This window comes from Streptomyces sp. NPDC048671 (assembly GCF_055587045.1).
This window is the reverse complement of the sequence record NZ_JBVJHB010000009.1, coordinates 321,992-340,065: the sequence shown is the minus strand read 5'-3', so window position 1 is coordinate 340,065 and position 18,074 is coordinate 321,992. Positions and strand designations below refer to the sequence as shown.

16 protein-coding genes and 5 tRNA genes are annotated in these 18,074 nt (G+C 72.7%); 7 read left to right on the top strand and 14 right to left on the bottom strand.

Translation table 11 applies throughout. From position 1 onward, the window contains the following. Positions 1-132: 132 nt before the first annotated feature. Positions 133-597: a hypothetical protein gene (locus tag ACZ6S6_RS20485; RefSeq protein ID WP_362963352.1), complete on the bottom strand. Its 465-nt coding sequence runs from the start codon at positions 595-597 to the stop codon at positions 133-135. Between the two features lie 201 nt (positions 598-798). On the opposite strand from ACZ6S6_RS20485, the gene ACZ6S6_RS20480 reads away from it, so the two are divergent. Further along, a complete protein-coding gene (locus tag ACZ6S6_RS20480) occupies positions 799-1,314 on the top strand; it encodes a DsbA family protein (RefSeq protein WP_469706453.1) in 516 nt (171 codons plus the stop codon). A gap of 22 nt (positions 1,315-1,336) precedes the next feature. On the opposite strand, the gene ACZ6S6_RS20475 is transcribed toward ACZ6S6_RS20480, so the two are convergent. The 3 genes from ACZ6S6_RS20475 to ACZ6S6_RS20465 form a co-directional block, all read right to left on the bottom strand. Next, positions 1,337-2,173, bottom strand: coding sequence for a GNAT family N-acetyltransferase (locus tag ACZ6S6_RS20475; protein WP_362963348.1), 837 nt, complete (start codon positions 2,171-2,173; stop codon positions 1,337-1,339). Between the two features lie 96 nt (positions 2,174-2,269). Continuing rightward, complete coding sequence (locus ACZ6S6_RS20470) at positions 2,270-3,091, bottom strand: aminotransferase class IV (protein ID WP_469706452.1); 822 nt, start codon at positions 3,089-3,091, stop codon at positions 2,270-2,272. Beyond that, on the bottom strand, positions 3,088-4,125 hold the full coding sequence (locus tag ACZ6S6_RS20465) for a chorismate-binding protein (protein ID WP_469706527.1): 1,038 nt from the start codon (positions 4,123-4,125) through the stop codon (positions 3,088-3,090). The genes ACZ6S6_RS20470 and ACZ6S6_RS20465 overlap by 4 nt, the downstream gene beginning before the upstream one ends. Before the next feature lie 327 nt (positions 4,126-4,452). Here ACZ6S6_RS20465 and ACZ6S6_RS20460 point away from each other — a divergent pair. From ACZ6S6_RS20460 to ACZ6S6_RS20440, 5 genes are all read left to right on the top strand, one after another. Next, a tRNA-Gly gene (locus tag ACZ6S6_RS20460) sits at positions 4,453-4,525 on the top strand. A gap of 38 nt (positions 4,526-4,563) precedes the next feature. After that, positions 4,564-4,637: transfer RNA gene (locus ACZ6S6_RS20455), tRNA-Cys, on the top strand. 1 nt (position 4,638) lies between these two features. After that, positions 4,639-4,710, top strand: a tRNA-Val gene (locus ACZ6S6_RS20450). Positions 4,711-4,729: 19 nt separating this feature from the next. Continuing rightward, positions 4,730-4,801 (top strand) — tRNA-Val (locus ACZ6S6_RS20445). Between the two features lie 23 nt (positions 4,802-4,824). Further along, a tRNA-Val gene (locus tag ACZ6S6_RS20440) sits at positions 4,825-4,896 on the top strand. A gap of 109 nt (positions 4,897-5,005) precedes the next feature. On the opposite strand, the gene ACZ6S6_RS20435 is transcribed toward ACZ6S6_RS20440, so the two are convergent. From ACZ6S6_RS20435 to ACZ6S6_RS20420, 4 genes are all read right to left on the bottom strand, one after another. Then, positions 5,006-5,293 (bottom strand): TFIIB-type zinc ribbon-containing protein, encoded by a 288-nt coding sequence (locus tag ACZ6S6_RS20435; protein WP_362963344.1) that lies wholly within the window; start codon positions 5,291-5,293, stop codon positions 5,006-5,008. A gap of 68 nt (positions 5,294-5,361) precedes the next feature. Beyond that, complete coding sequence (locus ACZ6S6_RS20430) at positions 5,362-6,489, bottom strand: phosphotransferase family protein (RefSeq protein WP_469706451.1); 1,128 nt, start codon at positions 6,487-6,489, stop codon at positions 5,362-5,364. Between the two features lie 238 nt (positions 6,490-6,727). Then, entirely contained in the window at positions 6,728-6,937 is a 210-nt protein-coding gene (locus ACZ6S6_RS20425) for a hypothetical protein (protein ID WP_469706450.1), read from the bottom strand. Between the two features lie 186 nt (positions 6,938-7,123). Further along, entirely contained in the window at positions 7,124-7,384 is a 261-nt protein-coding gene (locus ACZ6S6_RS20420; protein WP_362963338.1) for a hypothetical protein, read from the bottom strand. A gap of 205 nt (positions 7,385-7,589) precedes the next feature. Here ACZ6S6_RS20420 and ACZ6S6_RS20415 point away from each other — a divergent pair, with 205 nt between their 5' ends. Continuing rightward, positions 7,590-8,891: a serine/threonine-protein kinase gene (locus ACZ6S6_RS20415; RefSeq protein WP_469706449.1), complete on the top strand. Its 1,302-nt coding sequence runs from the start codon at positions 7,590-7,592 to the stop codon at positions 8,889-8,891. A gap of 29 nt (positions 8,892-8,920) precedes the next feature. On the opposite strand, the gene ACZ6S6_RS20410 is transcribed toward ACZ6S6_RS20415, so the two are convergent. The 6 genes from ACZ6S6_RS20410 to ACZ6S6_RS20385 form a co-directional block, all read right to left on the bottom strand. Further along, positions 8,921-9,739, bottom strand: a complete 819-nt coding sequence (locus tag ACZ6S6_RS20410) for a TrmH family RNA methyltransferase (RefSeq protein WP_362963334.1) — start codon at positions 9,737-9,739, stop codon at positions 8,921-8,923. 64 nt (positions 9,740-9,803) lie between these two features. Further along, positions 9,804-11,057 carry a uroporphyrinogen-III C-methyltransferase gene (gene cobA / locus ACZ6S6_RS20405; protein ID WP_469706446.1) on the bottom strand — a complete coding sequence of 418 codons (1,254 nt, stop codon included), beginning with the start codon at positions 11,055-11,057 and terminating at the stop codon, positions 9,804-9,806. A 193-nt stretch (positions 11,058-11,250) separates the two neighbouring features. Continuing rightward, the gene (cobT, locus tag ACZ6S6_RS20400; RefSeq protein WP_469706445.1) at positions 11,251-14,712 is read right to left on the bottom strand and encodes a nicotinate-nucleotide--dimethylbenzimidazole phosphoribosyltransferase; all 3,462 of its coding nucleotides are present in this window, start codon (positions 14,710-14,712) and stop codon (positions 11,251-11,253) included. 333 nt (positions 14,713-15,045) lie between these two features. Beyond that, complete coding sequence (gene cbiE / locus ACZ6S6_RS20395; RefSeq protein ID WP_362963328.1) at positions 15,046-16,284, bottom strand: precorrin-6y C5,15-methyltransferase (decarboxylating) subunit CbiE; 1,239 nt, start codon at positions 16,282-16,284, stop codon at positions 15,046-15,048. 104 nt (positions 16,285-16,388) lie between these two features. Next, positions 16,389-17,066, bottom strand: coding sequence for a GNAT family N-acetyltransferase (locus tag ACZ6S6_RS20390; RefSeq protein ID WP_362963326.1), 678 nt, complete (start codon positions 17,064-17,066; stop codon positions 16,389-16,391). A 101-nt stretch (positions 17,067-17,167) separates the two neighbouring features. Continuing rightward, complete coding sequence (locus ACZ6S6_RS20385; RefSeq protein ID WP_469706442.1) at positions 17,168-18,034, bottom strand: MetQ/NlpA family ABC transporter substrate-binding protein; 867 nt, start codon at positions 18,032-18,034, stop codon at positions 17,168-17,170. Positions 18,035-18,074 lie beyond the last annotated feature (40 nt).

Genomic DNA, 18,074 nt, shown 5'->3' with positions numbered 1-18,074 from the left:
ACCGTCAAGGATCATGCGTGAATCGATTCATACGGGCCGGATCCCCGCGCTACGGGGCGTGCGGGCCTGCTCACATGGCGCGCGCCGCATACGCCGCTCCGGACGCGGCGCTCCGGGCGCCGCGCCTCAGATTCAGATGCCGTGCTTCTTCAGGATGGCCTCGATGTCGCTGAAGTCGTCGCCCGACCCGTTCGCGGCGGCCTGCCGCTTCGGCTGCTTCTCCCGCTGCTGCGGCTGGACTGCCGGGAGGCCCGCCCCCAGCGAGGGGGCCGAGGCGGCCGGCGCCACCGCGCCGTCCCGCGCGGCACGGGCGGCCGCCTTGCGTTCCTTGCGGGTACCGCCACCGCGCCGTTCGACCGCGCGGGTCGTGATGAACAGCAGCCAGGCCACCCCCAGCAGGCCGAAGCCCAGCCAGACGCTCGGCTTGAACGCGATGTCCGTGACCCACTGGACGACACCGGTCAGCACCAGGCCGATCGGGACCAGGGAGTAGGCCGCGATCCTGGTCGCCGCGAGGAAGCGCTTCCGGTAGGCGGTCACGGCGGCGATGCCCAGGCCCGCCGCGGACGCCGCGGAACAAATGGTCTCGGCAAGCATCGGTGCCTCCAGGCGCAGGGGAAACGTCCCTTCCATCCTGCACCTCCCGACGTGCTCGGGGCCATGCCCGGGGACCACATCAGGGACATATCAGGGCCGGGATCCTCCGCAGGTGCCGTGCGGGCGGGCTCCGGGCCGTACGCACCGGGCCGGTACCGGTGCCGGTCGGGGCTCTCCCGCGCGCCCTGGGAGACTGGTCCCATGAGTGATTCCACCCCAGCAGCGCCGGTCGTCCTCGACCTCTGGTGCGAGCTCCAGTGCCCCGACTGCCACCACGCCCTCACCGATGTGCACGCTCTGCGGGCACGGTACGGCGACCGGATCGAGGTACGGCTGCGACACTTCCCGCTGGAGAAGCACAAGCACGCCTACGCCGCCGCGCAGGCCGTCGAGGAGGCCGCCGCGCAGGGCAAGGACTGGCCGTACATCGAGGCGGTACTCGCCCGCACCGCCGACCTCGCCCGCACCGGCGAGCCGCTGCTGATCGAGGTGGCGGAGGAACTCGGCCTGGACGCCGAGGAGTTCGACACCGCCCTGATCGACGGCCGGCACCTGCTGATCGTCGACGCCGACCAGGCCGAGGGCAAGGCGATCGGGGTCACCGGCACCCCCACGTATGTGATCGGCGGAGAGCTGCTGGACGGCGGCAAGAGCCAGGAGGGTCTGCGCGGGCGGATCGAGGAGATCGCCGACCGGCTGCTCGCCGGACAGGGCTGAGACCCCGGGGCCGGCGGAGGGCCTACAGCTGCTTGGTCAGGTTGTACTGCGTCGGTTCGTAGCCGAGTGACTCGTACAGCCGGAGGGCGGGTGTGTTGGCCGTGACCACGTGCAGCCCCAGCCGCTCGTCGCCCGCCGCGAGAGCGATCCGCTCCGCCTGGAGCATCAGCGCCCGCCCGTATCCCCGGCCCCGGAACTCCTCGCGCACCTCCACGTCGAACACATAGCCGACGAGCAGGCCGGGGTGCATCTCGAAGCGGGACACCCAGGCGTACCCCGCGCTCTCGCCCTCGTGGATCAGGAAGTGCAGATGGGCGCCCTCGGTGGCCAGGCCGTCCGGGAGGTGCCGGGAGTGGGAGGTGCGGGCGAGCTGGAGGGCGGTCTCCTCCGGGATGCTCCGGGTGATCAGGCTCTCCGCGTAGGCGGCGACGGCCCCGTCCTCCCACCGCGCGTACTCCCCGGGTGTCATCGGGCGTGCGGTCAGTCCGTCCGGCAGTGCCGGGGGAACCGGTGGCAGCGACTTGATCATGTTCCTGCTGCGCTCGGTGTAGCCGAGTGCGGAGGTGAGCCGCCGCGCCGCGGTGTCGGCGGCGGGCACCTCCGTACGCACCTGGGTGCAGCCCCAGCCGCGCAGCACCTCTTCGGCCGCCAGGGCGGCGATGGTCCCCCGGCCGCGCCTGCGGACGGGTTCGTCGATCCGCAGGGACCGCAGCAGGCCCGCCGCACCGGCCGACCGCGGCTCCATGCCGATCTCGACGGCGCCGACGGGCCGCCCGTTGTCGCAGACGTCGTACGCGCGGTGCTGTGCGCCGTCGGCGCCTTGCTGGATCGGCCCGGAGGGCCGGAGTGTCGTGGTCATCAGGGGATTTCTATCCCCCGCACGCCGAACCGTCATCCGCTTTTACGGTTATCCCTCGTATTTTCGCGGGCGACGAAGGCAGTTCGACGACAGGTCCTACGGGTCCAGGTCGTTGCCGGCCCGCTCGTCGAAGATGCTCATGGCCTTGGTGGTCACCGGTCCGGGGCCGCCGGTCAGCTCCCTGCCGTCGACCCGGTGGACGGACTGGATGTCGCGGAGGGTGGAGGTCAGGAAGATCTCCTCGGCCCGTTCCAGGACGTCGAACGGCAGCTCGGTCTCCTGCGCCCCGGTCCACTCCACCGCCAGCGCGCGGGTGATCCCGGCCAGGCAGCCGGAGGCGACCGGCGGGGTGTGCAGCTGCCCGTCGAGGACGACGAAGACATTGGACCCGGTGCCCTCGCAGAGCTGTCCGACGGTGTTGGCGAAGAGCGCCTCGGTGGCGCCCCGCTCGTGGGCGCGGGCGAGCGCGACGACGTTCTCCGCGTACGAGGTGGTCTTGAGCCCGGCGAGCGCGCCGCGTTCGTTGCGCGTCCAGGGGACGGTGATGACCGCCGTGGTGTCCGGGCGGCGCTTCACCTCCCCGAGGGCGACGACCAGACCGGGGCCGGCCGTGCCGCGGTCGGAGCCGAGCGGCGAGATCCCTCCGGTGTAGGTGATCCGCAGCCGGCCGAGGGCGGCCGGGTTGGCCTCGATGACGGCGGCGCAGGCCCGGCGTACCTCGTCCTGGTCGGGCGCCGGCAGACCGAGGCCACGGGCGGAGCGGGCCAGCCGGTCGAGATGCCGGGTGAGGGCGAAGGGCCGGCCGTCGGTGGTCCTGACCGTCTCGAAGATGCCGTCGCCCACGGTGAGCCCGTGGTCGAGCACGGACACCCGGGCGTCATCGGCGGCGCGCAGTTCGCCGTTGACCCAGATCTTCATGGTGCGGTCCTTCCGGTTGCTTCGTATGCGCCCGACGCTACCGCGAGCAGCCTGGACGCCTTGAGTTCGGTCTCGTCCCATTCGCGTTCCGGATCCGAGCCCCAGGTGATGCCGGCGCCGGTGCCGAAGCGCAGGACCGGGGTGGCCCCGGTGCGGTCGGTCCAGAAGGTGCGGATGCCCACGGCGAGCGAGGCGGTGGCGCGGTCGGCGTCCACCCAGCCGATGCCGCCGCAGTACGGGCCGCGCGGGACGGTCTCCAGTTCCGCGATGATCCTCAGCGCACTGGATTTCGGGGCGCCGGTGACCGAGCCGGGCGGGAAGGCGGCGGCGAGGAGCTCCGGCCAGCCGGCCCCCTCGGCCAGCACGCCGCGCACCGTGGAGACGAGGTGGACGAGGCCCGGGTGCTTCTCGACCGCGCAGAGTTCGGGAACGCCGACCGATCCGGTGGCGCAGACCCGTCCGAGGTCGTTGCGGACCAGGTCGACGATCATCACGTTCTCGGCGTGGTCCTTCTCCAGCAGATCGTCCTCGGTACGGCCGGTGCCCTTGATCGGCCCGGACTCGACCGCGCGGCCGTCCCTGTGGAGGAACAGCTCGGGGGACGCGGTCGCGATCTCCACGCCGTGCGCGGGCAGCCGAATCGTTCCTGCGTACGGAGCGGGGTTGCCGCGCGCCAGCAGCGAGGTGAGGGCGTCCACGTCCGCCGCTGCCGGGTCGGGCAGCCGGGCCGTCATCACCCGGCAGAGGTTGGCCTGGTAGACCTCGCCCGCCGCGATGTACTCACGGATGCGGCGGACACCGGCGGTGTACGCGGCGCGGTCCAGGGACGAATTCCAGTCACCGGCGGCGGGCCCGCGCCAGGCACCCCGCACCGGGGCGGGCACGGCGGCGGTGCGTACGGTGGCGAAGCGGGCACAGACGAGCCGGCCCTCGAAATCGGCGGACACGGCCCAGAAGCCGGACGAGTCGAGGGCCGCGGGATCGCTGGTCACATCCTGCAGATCGGAGGCGACGAGGCCGCCGAAGCGGGCCATTGGGGCAAGGTCGTGCACGTCGGTGAGTCTAGGGCCTGTATTGGGTTGTCCCGCGGCGTCACGGGGCTGGGCACGCACACTCGCAGCGTTGCCGAAACGCCCTGGTAGCTCCGCTACAAGGACGCTCCGGCGCCTCGCGATCGCACGCACCCAGCCCCGCTCCTTCCTCCACGTGACAACCCAATACAGGCCCTAGGACGGCCCGCGGTGACCTGCCCCGGGGCGGGTGCACCTGCGCACGCTGCACAAACGCGTTTTTGTACTGGCCCCGGAATCCGCTAGAGTTCATCACGTCGCCGGGACGCGCAAGTGAACCGGAACCGACATGCGGACGTAGCTCAGTTGGTAGAGCGCAACCTTGCCAAGGTTGAGGTCGCCAGTTCGAACCTGGTCGTCCGCTCGCAGAAGGTGGGGGATCCTTCCCGAACCCCCATCCCTGGTGGAGTGGCCGAGAGGCGAGGCAACGGCCTGCAAAGCCGTCTACACGGGTTCAAATCCCGTCTCCACCTCCAAGGACGATTAGCTCAGCGGGAGAGCACTTCCCTGACACGGAAGGGGTCACTGGTTCAATCCCAGTATCGTCCACCGGTCCGCAAGGACCCCCGCGCGATTAGCTCAGCGGGAGAGCGCTTCCCTGACACGGAAGAGGTCACTGGTTCAATCCCAGTATCGCGCACGCAGTACACGCAGGGTCACCCTGCGCGATTAGCTCAGCGGGAGAGCGCTTCCCTGACACGGAAGAGGTCACTGGTTCAATCCCAGTATCGCGCACAGCCCGAAGCCCCGGTCGTCTCGACGACCGGGGCTTCGTCGTTGCCGCGCGCGGCCGTGCCGCGGTCCGGACGGCACCCGTCCGGACCGCGGCGCGGGGCGAACCGGCTCAGGACGAGAAGAGCATCCGGCCGAAGCTCTTCTGCCGGTAGTGGCCGTGGTGACCGCCGTAATGCTGCTGCTGCGGGGCACCCCAGGCGGGCGCGGGGGCGGCCGGGTAGGCCTGCGGAGCAGGCGGCGGGGGCGGGGCCTGCTGCGTCCACTGCGCTTCCATGCGGGTCAGGGACTCCAGCTCGCCGTAGTCCAGGAATATCCCCCGGCAGCCGCTGCACTGCTCGATCTGAATGCCGTTGCGGTTGTACGTGTGCATCGGTGCGTGGCACTTGGGACACTGCATGTTCGGGCTCACTCCTCGCCGTCGGTTAGCCGTCGCCGGAACGCGTGCCCGCCGACGGTCGGTTCACCCTACGACGCGTGCTCGGCGGCCAACTCGGGTGGGAGAGCGGCAATTCGGGCACAGGCCTCGATCATCATCTGTTCCGCCTCATCCGGATCCCTCGCCTCCGCCGCGGACTTGGCGAGGGCCAGTGCCGCGGTCTGTACGGTCAGGGCGCGGGCGGCGACGTCCAACTCGGGCCAGGGGTCGCCCTCGGCGGACAGCGCGGGGCCGCCGGCGGCCCGGTAGGCGTCCAGGAAACGGAACCACACGTCGGGCGGCAGCAGTCCGGCCGCGTACCAGGCCGCGGGCCGGGCCAGGTCCCAGGTGGCGTCGCCGATGCCCGCGTCGTCCACATCTATCAGCAGCCAGTGGCCGCGCGGGGCGGGGTACCGGACGAGCTGGCCCAGGTGGAGATCGCCGTGGCACAGGAAGCGCGAGCGGTGCGCGGGGGCGGGTGCCTCGTCGCGGGCCCAGGCGGGCAGCCGCCGCCAGGCCGCGAGCACGGGCGCGACGGACGGATGCCCCGGACTCGCCCCGCGCATCCGGTCCACGGCCAGAGCCGCCTTCGCCGGCCCCCGCATCACGGGGAGCCCGCGCGACCACCCGGCCGCAGGGCCGGGAGGCCGCTCACGCACGGGCGCGGAAGCCGGGAGCTCGGTGCTGTGGAGGCGCGCCAGGAGCACGGCGGCCTCCTCCCACGGTGCCGCGTCCGGGTCGGCCGGGTCCACGGGCTCCCCGTGGGGCCACAGGGTGACCGGGCGGCCGTGGAGCTCGGTGAGGTACGGCGACGGGGCGGCGGAGGGCGTGGCGGCCCTCACCGGGGCCGTCGGGGGCGCTGGGTCGTGCCCGCGAAGCCCCGTCGTACGCGCGGAGGGCGTGGGGACTTCGCGGACACGGCCTACGGGCAGGGGTGCGAGCAGGATGTCCGCCAGGCCGGGGCGGGCCGCCAGCCGCAGGCGTACGGCCAGGGCGGCGGTGTCCGTGCCGGGAGCGTGGGCCTTGGCGACGACCGGGCCGCTGCGGACCACGGTGCCGTCCGGCCGGTCCGCGAGCACAACCGGCGGCGGGCAGTCGCAGTCTGCCGGGGCATGGGCATGGGCATGGGCGGCTCCGTGGGCGAGGGCGCCCAGCGCACGTATGACTGCGGTCGTCACGGTCTCCCCCGGTGGCGCGGGATCTGCGGGCCTGGCCGACGCCGGGTCCGCCGAGGAGCGTACGCAGGGCGGCCGCAGCCGGTGACCCCGCGGTCGCCGTAAGGACCCCGGACAGCGCGATGTCCGGTCAGCTCCCCAGCTGACCGGACAAACGCTGCCGTCCGCCGCACCCCCGTCCCCACGGGGTTGTTGGCCGGATGTCCCGGTCCGAACCGCTCTTCCGGACCCGGGGCGCCGCTCAGCGCCCCAGCATCACGCCCACGGACGACGCCTGTGTGACCACCGCTTCCCAGCCGCCGAAGACGACTGCGAGCAGGGCCGCCAGAGGAAGAACCATGGCTGTCGCCACCAGCGGGTGGCGCTTGCCGGACGACGGACGGCTGCCGAACGCGGCGTAAGCCCTGCGTCCCCGCGTGCGGCCGATGGTCCGCGCTGCCGTGTCCGCCATGGTTCCTCTCCTGACCTGATGTGGAGCGGCGGGCGTTTGGCCTCGGGGGACGAGTGCGACGCCCGCCGCATGACTTCAACATTAGGGATTCGGCGGACGGGCGGCGTCATGCCCGCGTACCGAATGCCGGGCCTCCCGGAGGATGAGCCGTGGGTAGTCGGCGTACTCCCCTGGGTGGAGACGGGCCTAACGGACCCTGGGGTCATCCCCGAGGGGACGCTCGGAGGCGTCCTCCCTGGGTACTGGCTGTTCGACCAGGGCGAGCACCCTGGTCGCCATGAAGCGGGCGGTGCGCACCACTGATCCGCTCCTGGTGACTTCACTCACTTCGACCACCCCTCGGCGGACCGCTGTCTCCACCCTGCGGCCTGCTCTGGAGGCCACCACTTCGTAGGTACGGGTCGTGTCCCCGGCGTCCACGACTATCTCGACTCGATCGCCCTTCACTGATCCAATCCCCCTTCTGCGACGGACCTTTGAGATCTCGCACGGGCCCGGGAGCCTGGATCCGCGGCTCCCTGACCACTCCTCAAGTTTCCCACCCGGCACTGACAATCGATTCGCCGGCGAGGGCGCGGCCTCTGAGCACCCCGGGCGGCGGGTACGTAAGCTGTGCCTCGTCAGGCGGACCAGGCAGCGGGGATGGGCAGACATGGCGATGATGCGGCTCCGGCGCGAGGACCCGCGTGTCGTCGGTTCGTTCAGGCTGCACCGGCGGCTCGGGGCGGGCGGCATGGGCGTCGTCTACCTCGGTTCGGACCGGCGCGGCCAGCGGGTGGCGCTCAAGGTGATCCGCCCGGATCTGGCGGAGGACCAGGAGTTCCGTTCGCGGTTCGCCCGCGAGGTGTCCGCCGCCCGGCGGATCCGCGGCGGCTGCACGGCCCGGCTGGTCGCCGCCGATCTGGAGGCGGAGCGCCCGTGGTTCGCCACGCAGTACGTCCCGGGGCCCTCGCTGCACGACAAGGTGGCCGAGGAGGGTCCGCTGTCGGCCGCCGAGGTGGCCTCGATCGGGGCGGCGCTCTCCGAGGGCCTGGTGGCGGTGCACGAGGCGGGTGTCGTCCACCGTGACCTGAAGCCGTCGAACATCCTCCTCTCCCCCAAGGGCCCGCGCATCATCGACTTCGGGATCGCCTGGGCGACCGGGGCGTCCACCCTCACGCACGTCGGTACGGCGGTGGGTTCGCCGGGGTTCCTCGCGCCCGAGCAGGTGCGGGGCGCGGCGGTGACGCCCGCGACGGACGTCTTCTCGCTCGGCGCCACGCTGGCGTACGCGGCGATGGCCGATTCGCCTTTCGGGCACGGCAGTTCCGAGGTGATGCTCTACCGCGTGGTGCACGAGGAACCGCAGTTGTACGACGTGCACGACGCGCTCGCACCGCTGGTGAGCGCCTGTCTGGCGAAGGACCCGGAGGAGCGGCCGAGCACGCTCCAACTCTCCATGCGGCTCAAGGAGATCGCGGCGCGGGAGGCACAGGGGCTGCACGAGAGCCGGCCGCCGGCGCAGCGCTCCGCGCACGAGGCGGACCGGCCGACGGGCCGTCTCGACGGCCCGTACACCGAGCAGCAGACCCGCCGTGCGGTCGGACCCGCCCCGGTGTCGCGCCCGCAGAACCGGCAGACCGCTCCGCCGCGTCCCGCCGCGCCCCGCACCGGGGGATCACGGCGGGACCGGCAGCCGCGCGGTACGACGGGTTCCGGCAAGCGGCCGCAGGGTGCGAAGGGGACGAACGGCAGGCCGGGCACTCGGCCCGGAACCCGTACCACCTCGACCGGACGGCGTCCCGCCAACCCCCGGCTGCTGCGGCAGCGGCTCGTCGTCTTCGTCGTGGTGACGCTGCTGGTGGCGCTGGGCATCGCGGCGGCCCAGGGCTGCCAGGGGCCGGCACGCGGCCTGGGCGCGAGCCACGGCCAGAACCCGGGTCAGGGCCAGTCCCAGGGCCAGGACGGGCAGTAGCCCCCGCCGGGGCCTCTAGAACACGGGGCTCAGCTCTCCGGGCGGCCGGTGGCGACCGCGTAGAAGGCGACCGCGGCCGCCGCGCCCACGTTCAGCGAGTCGACGCCGTGGGCCATCGGGATGCGCACCCATTCGTCGGCGGCGACGAGGGCCTGGGTGGACAGTCCGTCGCCCTCGGCCCCGAGCATCAGGGCCACCTGGTCCATCCGGTGCGGCGCCGCCTCCTCGATGCTGCTGGCCTTCTCGTCGGGCGTCAGGGCCAGCAGCTTGAAGCCCGCCTCCCGTACGGTCTCCAGAGCCTTGGGCCAGGTGTCGAGCCTGGCGTACGGGACGGCGAAGACCGCGCCCATCGAGACCTTGACGGAGCGCCGGTACAGCGGGTCGGCGCAGTCCGGGGAGAGCAGGACGGCGTCCATGCCGAGGGCGGCGGCGCTGCGGAAGATCGCACCGATGTTCGTGTGGTCGTTGACGGCCTCCATGACGACCACGCGGCGGGTGGTGCGCAGCAGCTCGTCGGCGGCCGGCAGGGGTTTGCGCTGCATCGAGGCGAGGGCGCCGCGGTGCACGTGGTAGCCGGTGACACGCTCGGCGAGCTCCGGGCTGACCGCGTACACGGGGGCCGGGACCTCGTCGATGACGTCGCGCATCAGGTCGACCCACTTCGCCGACAGCAGCATGGACCGCATCTCGTACCCGGCCTGCCTGGCGCGTCTGATCACCTTCTCGCCCTCGGCGATGAAGAGGCCCTCGGCGGGCTCTCGCCTGCGCCGCAGCTCGACGTCGGTCAGGCCGGTGTAGTCGCGCAGTCGGGGGTCGTCGGGGTCATCGACGGTGATGAGATCAGCCACAGGTTGATACTGCCTTGTCCGGTGTGTGGTGCCAACGGTCTGGAGGAAGATCCGCTACCGATGGTCACTCGGCGGTGGGTGCCGCGGCGGTGGGGCCGACCGCGACGACGTCGCCGATGACGATGACGGCCGGCGGGCGCACTTCCTCCGCCGCGGCCCGCTCGGCGACGGTCGCGAGCGTCGCGTCGACGCGGCGCTGAGCGGCCGTGGTCCCTTCCTGGACCAGTGCGACCGGGGTTTCGGGGGACTTGCCGTGGGCGATGAGCGCACGGGCGATGGCGCCGATCTTGTCGACGGCCATCAGGAGGACCAGGGTGCCGCGAAGCTGGGCGACGGCCGCCCAGTCGACCAGCGAACGCTCGTCGTCGGGGGCGACATGGCCGCTGACCACGGTGAACTCGTGGGCGACCCCGCGGTGGGTCACCGGGATACCGGCCGCGCCCGGCACCGAGATCGAGCTGGAGATGCCGGGGACGACGGTGCACGCGATGCCCTCGGCGGCGAGCGCCTGGGCCTCCTCCATGCCGCGCCCGAAGACGAACGGGTCGCCGCCCTTGAGCCGGACGACGGCCTTGCCCGCCTTGGCGTGCTCGATCAGCGCGTTGTTGATCGCCTCCTGCGCCATGAAGCGGCCGTACGGGATCTTGGCGGCGTCGATCACCTCGACGTGCGGGGGGAGTTCGTCCAGCAGGTCGCGCGGGCCGAGCCGGTCGGCGATGACGACGTCGGCCTCGGCGAGGAGGCGGCGGCCGCGGACGGTGATCAGGTCGGGGTCGCCGGGGCCGCCGCCGACCAGGGCGACGCCGGGGGTCCGGGTGCGGTGGTGGGGTGCGGCGAGGGTGCCGTCGCGCAGGCCCTCGACGATGGCGTCGCGGACGGCGGCGGAGTGGCGCGGGTCGCGGCCCTGCCCGTCCGTGGTGAGCACGGCGACGGTGATGCCCTCGCTGCGGCCGGTGGCGGGGGTCCAGGCGGTGGCGGCGTCCGCGTCGTCGCTGCGGACGCACCAGGTGCGGGTGCGCTCGGCCTCGGCGGAGGCGGCGTCGTTGGCAGCGGTGTCGTCGGACGCGATGAGCGCGTACCAGGTGTCCGTCAGGTCCCCGTCGGCGTACGTCCGGCGCTCCCAGCGGATCTCGCCCGCATCCGCCATCGCCTCGACGGAGGGGGTGGCGGACGGTGACACGAGGACGATGTCGGCCCCGGCGGCGATGAGGGCGGGGAGGCGGCGCTGCGCGACCTGGCCGCCACCGACGACGACTACGCGGCGTCCGCTCAGGCGCAGTCCGACGGGGTACGCGGGGTGAACGGCGTGCTCGGCCATGGCTGTGCGGGCTCCTCGTGCGGTGCGGTGTGCGGGCCGCTTCGGCGATGGAGCGGCTGTGACGTGCGGGGTTGTGGGGCGGGATTCACGATACGGGGTGGGCGGGCTCCGGCGGGGCCGGCCTTGAGCCCCTCCGGCGATTGAGGAGCGGGGGTCCGGGGGCGGCGCCCCCGAAACCCCCGCGGCCGCGCCGCTACTTCTCCGTGACGCCCGCCGAGTCGAACGTCGCCACCTCGTGCATCGCGCGGGCCGCGCTCTGCACGATCGGCAGCGCCAGCAGTGCGCCGGTCCCCTCGCCCAGACGGAGGTCCAGGTCGACCAGCGGCCGCAGGCCCAGCTTGTTGAGCGCGGCGACGTGGCCGGGCTCGGCACTGCGGTGGCCGGCGATGCAGGCCGCCAGGGCTTCCGGTGCGATGGCGCGTGCCACCAGGGCCGCGGCGCCCGCGCTGACGCCGTCGAGGATGACCGGCGTACGGAGCGAGGCCCCGCCGAGGAGGAACCCCGCCATCGCGGCGTGCTCCAGGCCGCCGACGGCCGCGAGTACGCCGATCGGATCGGCCGGGTCCGGCTGGTGCAGGTCGAGCGCGCGGCGCACCACATCGACCTTGCGGGCGTGCATCTCGTCGTTGATGCCGGTACCGCGACCGGTCACCTCTGCCGCGTCCATCCCGGTGTACACACAGATCAGGGCGGCCGACGCCGTGGTGTTGGCGATGCCCATCTCGCCGGTGAGCAGGCCCTTGTTGCCCGCCGCGACCAGATCGCGGGCGGTCTCGATACCGACCTCGATCGCCGCGAGGACCTCCTCGCGGGTGAGTGCGGGGCCGGTCGTGAAGTCGGCCGTCCCGGCGCGCACCTTGCGGGGCAGCAGGCCGGGCGTCGCGGGCAGCTCCGAGGCCACCCCGACGTCGACCACGCACACCTCGGCGCCGACCTGGGCCGCGAAGGCGTTGCAGACCGCGCCGCCGCCGAGGAAGTTGGCGACCATCTGGGCGGTCACCTCCTGGGGCCAGGCTGTGACGCCCTGGGCGTGCACCCCGTGGTCGCCCGCGAAGATCGCGACGGCCGCGGGCTCCGGGATCGGCGGCGGGCAGATCCGGGAGAGCCCGGACAGCTGCGCCGAGATGATCTCCAGCATGCCGAGCGCACCGGCCGGCTTGGTCATCCGCTTCTGGCGCTCCCAGGCCTCACCGAGTGCCTTGGCGTCCAGGGGCCGGATGTTGGAGATGGTCTCCTGCAACAGGTCGTGCGGCTCCTCGCCGGGCAGGGCGCGGCGGCCGTACGTCTCCTCGTGGACGACCCACGACAGCGGGCGGCGCTTGGACCAGCCCGCCTGCATCAGCTCGGGCTCCTCCGGGAACTCGTCCACGTAACCGACACACAGGTACGCGACGACTTCGAGGTGCTCGGGCAGGCCGAGGGAACGGACCATCTCGCGCTCGTCGAAGAAGCTGACCCAGCCGACACCGAGCCCCTCGGCGCGGGCGGCGAGCCACAGGTTCTCGACGGCGAGCGCCGAGGAGTACGGGGCCATCTGCGGCTGGGTGTGCCGGCCGAGGGTGTGACGGCCGCCGCGGGTGGGGTCGGCGGTGACGACGATGTTGACCGGGGTGTCGAGGATCGCCTCGATCTTCAGTTCCTTGAACTGCTTCGCCCGTGCCTTGGGGAGCGACTTGGCATACGCGTCACGCTGGCGCTGCGCCAGTTCGTGCATGGAACGGCGGGTCTCCGCGGAACGGATGACGACGAAGTCCCAGGGCTGCGAGTGCCCGACGCTGGGCGCGGTGTGCGCGGCTTCCAGGACGCGCAGCAGGACCTCGTGCGGGATCGGGTCGCTGCGGAAACCGTTGCGGATGTCGCGGCGTTCCCGCATGACGCGCAGTACGGCCTCGCGCTCGGCGTCGTCGTAGCCGGGGGCGGGCGGCGAGGTGACGAGCACCTCTTCGGCCTCCGCCGCCGCGGCCTCCGGAACGTCGGCCGCTTCGGGCGCTTCGGCCGTTTCGGATGCTTCGGGTGCTTCGGGTGCTTCGGGTGCGTCCGCAGCCTGCGTGCCGTTCACGGCTTCCGGCTGTACGGGCTCCGGCTGTACGGCCTCTGCCTGTACGGGCTCCGGGGCGTTCTGCGGTACGACCGGTTCAGCCGGTTCGGCGGCCTGCTCGGCCTCCGGCATCTGTGCCGGAGCGGTGTCGGTGCCGCCCGTCAGGTCCGGGGTCTCGATGACCTCGGGGCCGGTTTCGGGCTCCGGCTCCGGCGCTGTCTCCAGTTCGGCCGCGGGCTCCGCAACGGCCGTCTCGGCGATCTCCGGCGCCTCGACCGCCACGGGCTCCATGGCGATCGCCTGCGCCTCGGGCGCGGCCTCCACGACCGCGACGGGCTCCACCGGCTGCTCGACGACGGGCGCCGGGGCCAGGTGCGGGGCGGCCGGCTCGACCGGTGCCACGTCCGCCGGAGCCACGTCGGCCGGAGCCTCATCGACGGGTGCCGCCTCGGCCGGCGCCGCTTCAGCGGGCGCCGCGTCGACGACAGCCTCAACCGGTGCCGGTGCCGTCTCCATCGGGGCCTCGGCCGGAAGCTCCGCCAGGATCTCGGCCGGCACCGGTACGGGGGCGGGCTCCTCGGCCAGGACCGGCGCGGGCTCGACGGGCTGTGCGGCCGCGGCGGGCTCCGAAGGCTGCGCCGCCGGCACGGGCTCGGCAGCAGCCGGCTCCGGGACGACCGTTTCTGCTGGCTGCGCCTGCGCAGTCGCCGCTTCCGCAGTCACCGGTTCCACAGTCGCCGCTTCCGCTTCCGCCGCGACCGGTGCGGCGGCCTGCTGCGGTGCCTGGGCCGCCCACTCGTTACCGCCCTGCGGCGGAATCTCGCCGAGCTGCGGGCCCGGCAGGGCGGCCGACTCCTCGGCCGTCATCTCGAAGTACTCGGGCTCGGCGGTGGCCGGTCCCGCGTGCCGTGCGGGCGCGGGCGCCGGAGCGGGCGCCGGGGCCTGCCGCACGCCCGCCGGGCCCCGGTCGGCCAGCGAACGGACCACGCCGCCGCCCGACGTTCCGCCGTAGGCCGGTCCCGACTCGGGCGAGGCCGGGCCGCGGTGCAGCGGCCGGCGCACGGGCGCCTGGGTCTGGGCCACCGGCACCTGGGCCTGCGCCGGTGCGGGGACGGGCGAGGGGATGCGTACGCCGCTGAGGTCGACGGCGCCCGAGTCGCGGCCGCCGGACTCGTGGGTTCCCCGGCCGGTCTGCGGCAGCGGCTCGGCGGGAGCCTGCATGGCGTACGCCGGAACCTGGACCGGGGCCTGGGCCTGGGCCTGCTGCTCCTGGAGCTGCACCGGGCCCTGGGTCTGAGCCGGGCCCTGGTTCTGTGCCGGGTTGTCGCCCGGCAGCCGGGACTCGTGCTGCGCGGCGGGCCGGGGCTGGTAGCCGCCCTGCTCGGGTACGGGGGCCTGCGTGGCCGTGCCGTCCGGGAACTGGCCGGACACCGGGACGGCCTGCGGCTCGCTCCAGGCACCCTGGGGGCTCGGCATCAGCAGAAGGTCATCGTCCTCGGACGTGTGCTCGGAGGGATCGAGGAAGGTGTAGGCGTCCGGGGCGGGGACGCCCGGCTGCTCCACCATGCCTGCGTTCTCCGGCAGTCCCTCGCCCGGGATCTGGCCGGTGTCACTCATGCGTACCCCTCGCCCATCGTCAGTGCTCCTTCGGCCCTTCGCCCGGGACGCCCGAACACGGCACACAGGCGCTCGTCCAGTGGAACGAGCGGGCGCGCCGCGCGGCACGAAACGGTCGCGGACATACTGCATTCTCGCGGTCGTTCGCCGCCGCGGCAGCTCATTTCGCCACGGCTCGCTGTGGACTGCGCCACGTTGCGCGTCCCCCGGTACTGCCGTACCACAACGAGGGCCAAAACGGTCCCCTTTTCCGGACATTGACGAACGAAGCGACGATGATCCGGGCGCGGTGCAACGATCGGCCAGCCTACCTCCCGCCGTGTGCCGGCAGGGTCAGGGGGCGAGGTCCGACCGTAGTGCGGACAGCAGAAAGACGACCGAGCGTTCGCGCTCCGACCATGCGGACGTGTCGAGTTCGACGGACTGCAGGAGCGAGCAGGCGACCGTGTATCCGTTCTCGGCGAGGGCGGCGCCCAGGGCCTCGGCCTCGTCCCGGGTGGAGGCATGGGTCACGATCCGCTCCGGCCTGCGGTCGGCCACGGCGGTGACGACGGGGACACCGCCGCCCCCGATCCGTACGACATCGGGCTCGGGCAGCCGTTCCAGCACGTGCGGGGCGCGCCCCTCGACCACCTGGAGCTGGACCCCGAAGGCCCGTGCCGCCGCTGCGGTACGGGCGCAGGCGTCCGGGTCGCCGTCCACGGCCAGGACCGCAGCGCCGAACCGGGCCGCCTCCACGGCCAGGGCCCCGCTGCCGGAGCCGATGTCCCAGACCAGGTCGCCGGTCCGGGGCCCGAGGTGGGCGAGTTGTGCGGCGCGCAGCCCCGGGGACTCGCCCTCGCCGCTCTCCCCCGCCGGGTCCGGGCCGTCGCCCCGGTAGGCGCCGGCGGGCAGCGCCCAGCCCCGTACGCCCTGGGGGTAGGCGGGGTGGCGGCCCGCGATCCACGCTCCGTCGGCCCGTCGTTCGGGGCCGCCGCCGATGACGATGACGACGTTGGGGTCGCGCCAGACGTGGTCGGCGGCCTTCTCGGAGGTGACGACGGTGACCTGTTCGCGGGCGGTGCCGAGTTCCTCGCAGATGACGAACGTGCGGTGGACGCCTTCGAGCAGCAGAGCGAGTTCGGCCGGTCCGGCGCCGGGCGAGGTGAGGACGGCGACCTTGTGGTGGGCGCGGCAGACGTTCACCGCGCGGCGCAGGGTGCGGGGGTGGGCGACGACGGTCTGGGCGTCCTCCCACGGCATACCGGCGCGGGCGAAGGCGGTGGCGACGGAGGAGACCGCGGGCACCACTTCGACTTCGAGGCCGTGTTCGGGGGCGCGCAGGCTGCGTACGGCTCCGAAGAATCCCGGGTCGCCGTCGGCGAGGACCACGGCGCTGCCGCGGTGGCCGGCGATCCGCCGGGCGGCCAGGTCGATCGAGCCGAGCCGGATCCGTTCCGCGGTGTGCGGCACCTCGGGCAGTGCGAGATGGTGGGCTGCTCCGGCGACGAGCGTGGCGGCCGAGAGCGCGGCGGTGGCCGCTCTGGTCAGTGGTGAGCCGTCCCAGCCGATCACTGTGACCCGGTCGGCCATCTGTTGTCAGTCTCCTGGAGTTGGTGCAGGCGGGGCTGGTCGCCCCGAGGCGGTCACGGCGGGATCACCTGGTGCGTGCCGGTGCGGCGCCGGGCCGGGAAGGGTCAGTTCCAGTCGTTGTACGTACCGTATCCACCGGCGTCGGCGAGCTGCTCGGCGACTCCCTCCAGGTCCTCGGGAAGCAGGCCCCAGACGATCAGATCGGTTCTGATGTCGGCCCATCCTCCGTCCTCGGTCTGTGAGCGGGCTATGCGGGCGTTGCGCAGGATTCCCTCACTGATGCAGCCGAGCTTCTGCGCGACCTGCTGGGAGGCGGTGTTGTCGGCGGCGGTGCGCAGCTCTATCCGCTCGAAGCCCTGGTCGCGGAAGAGCCACTGGGCGAGCGCCAGCACGGACTCGGTGGCGTATCCCTCGCCGCGCGCCCAGGGGGCGGTGATGTAGGCGACCTCGGTGGCCAGGGTCCGCCAGTCGGTGTTGTGCAGCCGGACCGAGCCGACGAGGCGCTGGGTGAGGAACTCGGTGACGGCGAAGACGATGCCGTCGCCCTTGGTGCGCTGCGCGGGGGCGATCCTGCGGACCCAGCGTTCGGCGTCGACCTGGGTGTAGGGGTGGGGCGCCTCGGTCCAGGCGGTGACGAGTTCGTCGTTCATCATCTCGATGTACGCGGGGACGTCCGCCATGTCGAAGGGGCGCAGCACCAACCGATCCGTGCTGATGGAGATGTCCGGAAAGGTGGAAGTCATGCGCAGCTCCATGCCGAAGACCGTGTAAAGGCACAGCATGCAGCATCGGGCGGGCCCTGTGCATGGGCGGGTCCGCACGACGGAGCCCCGCGCACCCGGGCCGGGTGTGCGGGGCTCGTCGGGCAAGTGCCGTGCCGGGGTCAGGACTTGGCTGCGGAACCGAAGGCCGGGATGACCGAGCCCTGGTAGCTGTCCTCGATGAACTTCTTGACCTCGTCGGAGTGGAGGAGCTTCACGAGCTTCTGGACGCGGGCGTCCTTCTCGTTGCCCTTCTTCACGGCGACGATGTTGGCGTACGGGTTGCCGTCGGCCTTTTCGAGCGCCAGGGAGTCCTTGGCGGGCTTGAGCTTGGCCTCGATGGCGTAGTTGCCGTTGATGACGGCGGCGTCGACGTCGTTCAGGGCGCGGGGGACGGTCGCGGCCTCCAGCTCCTTGAACTTGAGGCCCTTCTTGTCGGTGATGTCGCTCAGCTTGGCGCTGGTGCCGACGCCGTCCTTGAGGGTGATCAGGCCGTTGCCCGCGAGCAGCTGGAGCGCCCGGCCCTCGTTGGTGGTGTCGTTCGGTACGGCGATGGTCTGGCCCGGCTTGATGTCGGCCAGGTCCTTGACCTTCTTGGAGTAGAGGCCGAGGGGCTCCAGGTGCACGGTGGCGACGGAGACCAGGTGGGTGTTGTTCTTCTCGTTGAAGTCGTCGAGGTAGGGCTGGTGCTGGAAGAAGTTGGCGTCGACCTGGCCGGTCTCGGTGGCGGTGTTCGGCAGGACGTAGTCCGTGAACTCCTTGACCTCCAGCTTGAGGCCGGCCTTGTCCGCCAGGTTCTTGCTGACGAAGTTCAGGATGTCGGCGTGCGGCGTCGGTGACGCGGCGACGACGAGAGCCTTGGAGGTGTCGGCCTTGGCGCCGGTGTCGCTCTTGGGCGCCGGGTCGGAGTCCGTGCCGCAGGCGGTGAGGCCGAAGGCGAGGGCGGCGGTGGCGGCGGCAGCTGCGGTGATCTTGATGTTCTTGCGCACGAAGAGTGCCTCTTTCGGATGGTGATGGTGGTACGCCCGG

Excerpts from the sequence above, each read along its gene's own strand:
- ACZ6S6_RS20485 (WP_362963352.1), bottom strand. The coding sequence starts at position 597 with ATGCTTGCCGAGACCATTTGTTCCGCGGCGTCCGCGGCGGGCCTGGGC.
- ACZ6S6_RS20480 (WP_469706453.1), top strand. The coding sequence starts at position 799 with ATGAGTGATTCCACCCCAGCAGCGCCGGTCGTCCTCGACCTCTGGTGC.
- ACZ6S6_RS20475 (WP_362963348.1), bottom strand. The coding sequence starts at position 2,173 with ATGACCACGACACTCCGGCCCTCCGGGCCGATCCAGCAAGGCGCCGAC.
- ACZ6S6_RS20470 (WP_469706452.1), bottom strand. The coding sequence starts at position 3,091 with ATGAAGATCTGGGTCAACGGCGAACTGCGCGCCGCCGATGACGCCCGG.
- ACZ6S6_RS20465 (WP_469706527.1), bottom strand. The coding sequence starts at position 4,125 with ATGGCCCGCTTCGGCGGCCTCGTCGCCTCCGATCTGCAGGATGTGACC.
- ACZ6S6_RS20435 (WP_362963344.1), bottom strand. The coding sequence starts at position 5,293 with ATGCAGTGTCCCAAGTGCCACGCACCGATGCACACGTACAACCGCAAC.
- ACZ6S6_RS20425 (WP_469706450.1), bottom strand. The coding sequence starts at position 6,937 with ATGGCGGACACGGCAGCGCGGACCATCGGCCGCACGCGGGGACGCAGG.
- ACZ6S6_RS20415 (WP_469706449.1), top strand. The coding sequence starts at position 7,590 with ATGGCGATGATGCGGCTCCGGCGCGAGGACCCGCGTGTCGTCGGTTCG.
- cobA (WP_469706446.1), bottom strand. The coding sequence starts at position 11,057 with ATGGCCGAGCACGCCGTTCACCCCGCGTACCCCGTCGGACTGCGCCTG.
- cobT (WP_469706445.1), bottom strand. The coding sequence starts at position 14,712 with ATGAGTGACACCGGCCAGATCCCGGGCGAGGGACTGCCGGAGAACGCA.
- cbiE (WP_362963328.1), bottom strand. The coding sequence starts at position 16,284 with ATGGCCGACCGGGTCACAGTGATCGGCTGGGACGGCTCACCACTGACC.
- ACZ6S6_RS20390 (WP_362963326.1), bottom strand. The coding sequence starts at position 17,066 with ATGCTGTGCCTTTACACGGTCTTCGGCATGGAGCTGCGCATGACTTCC.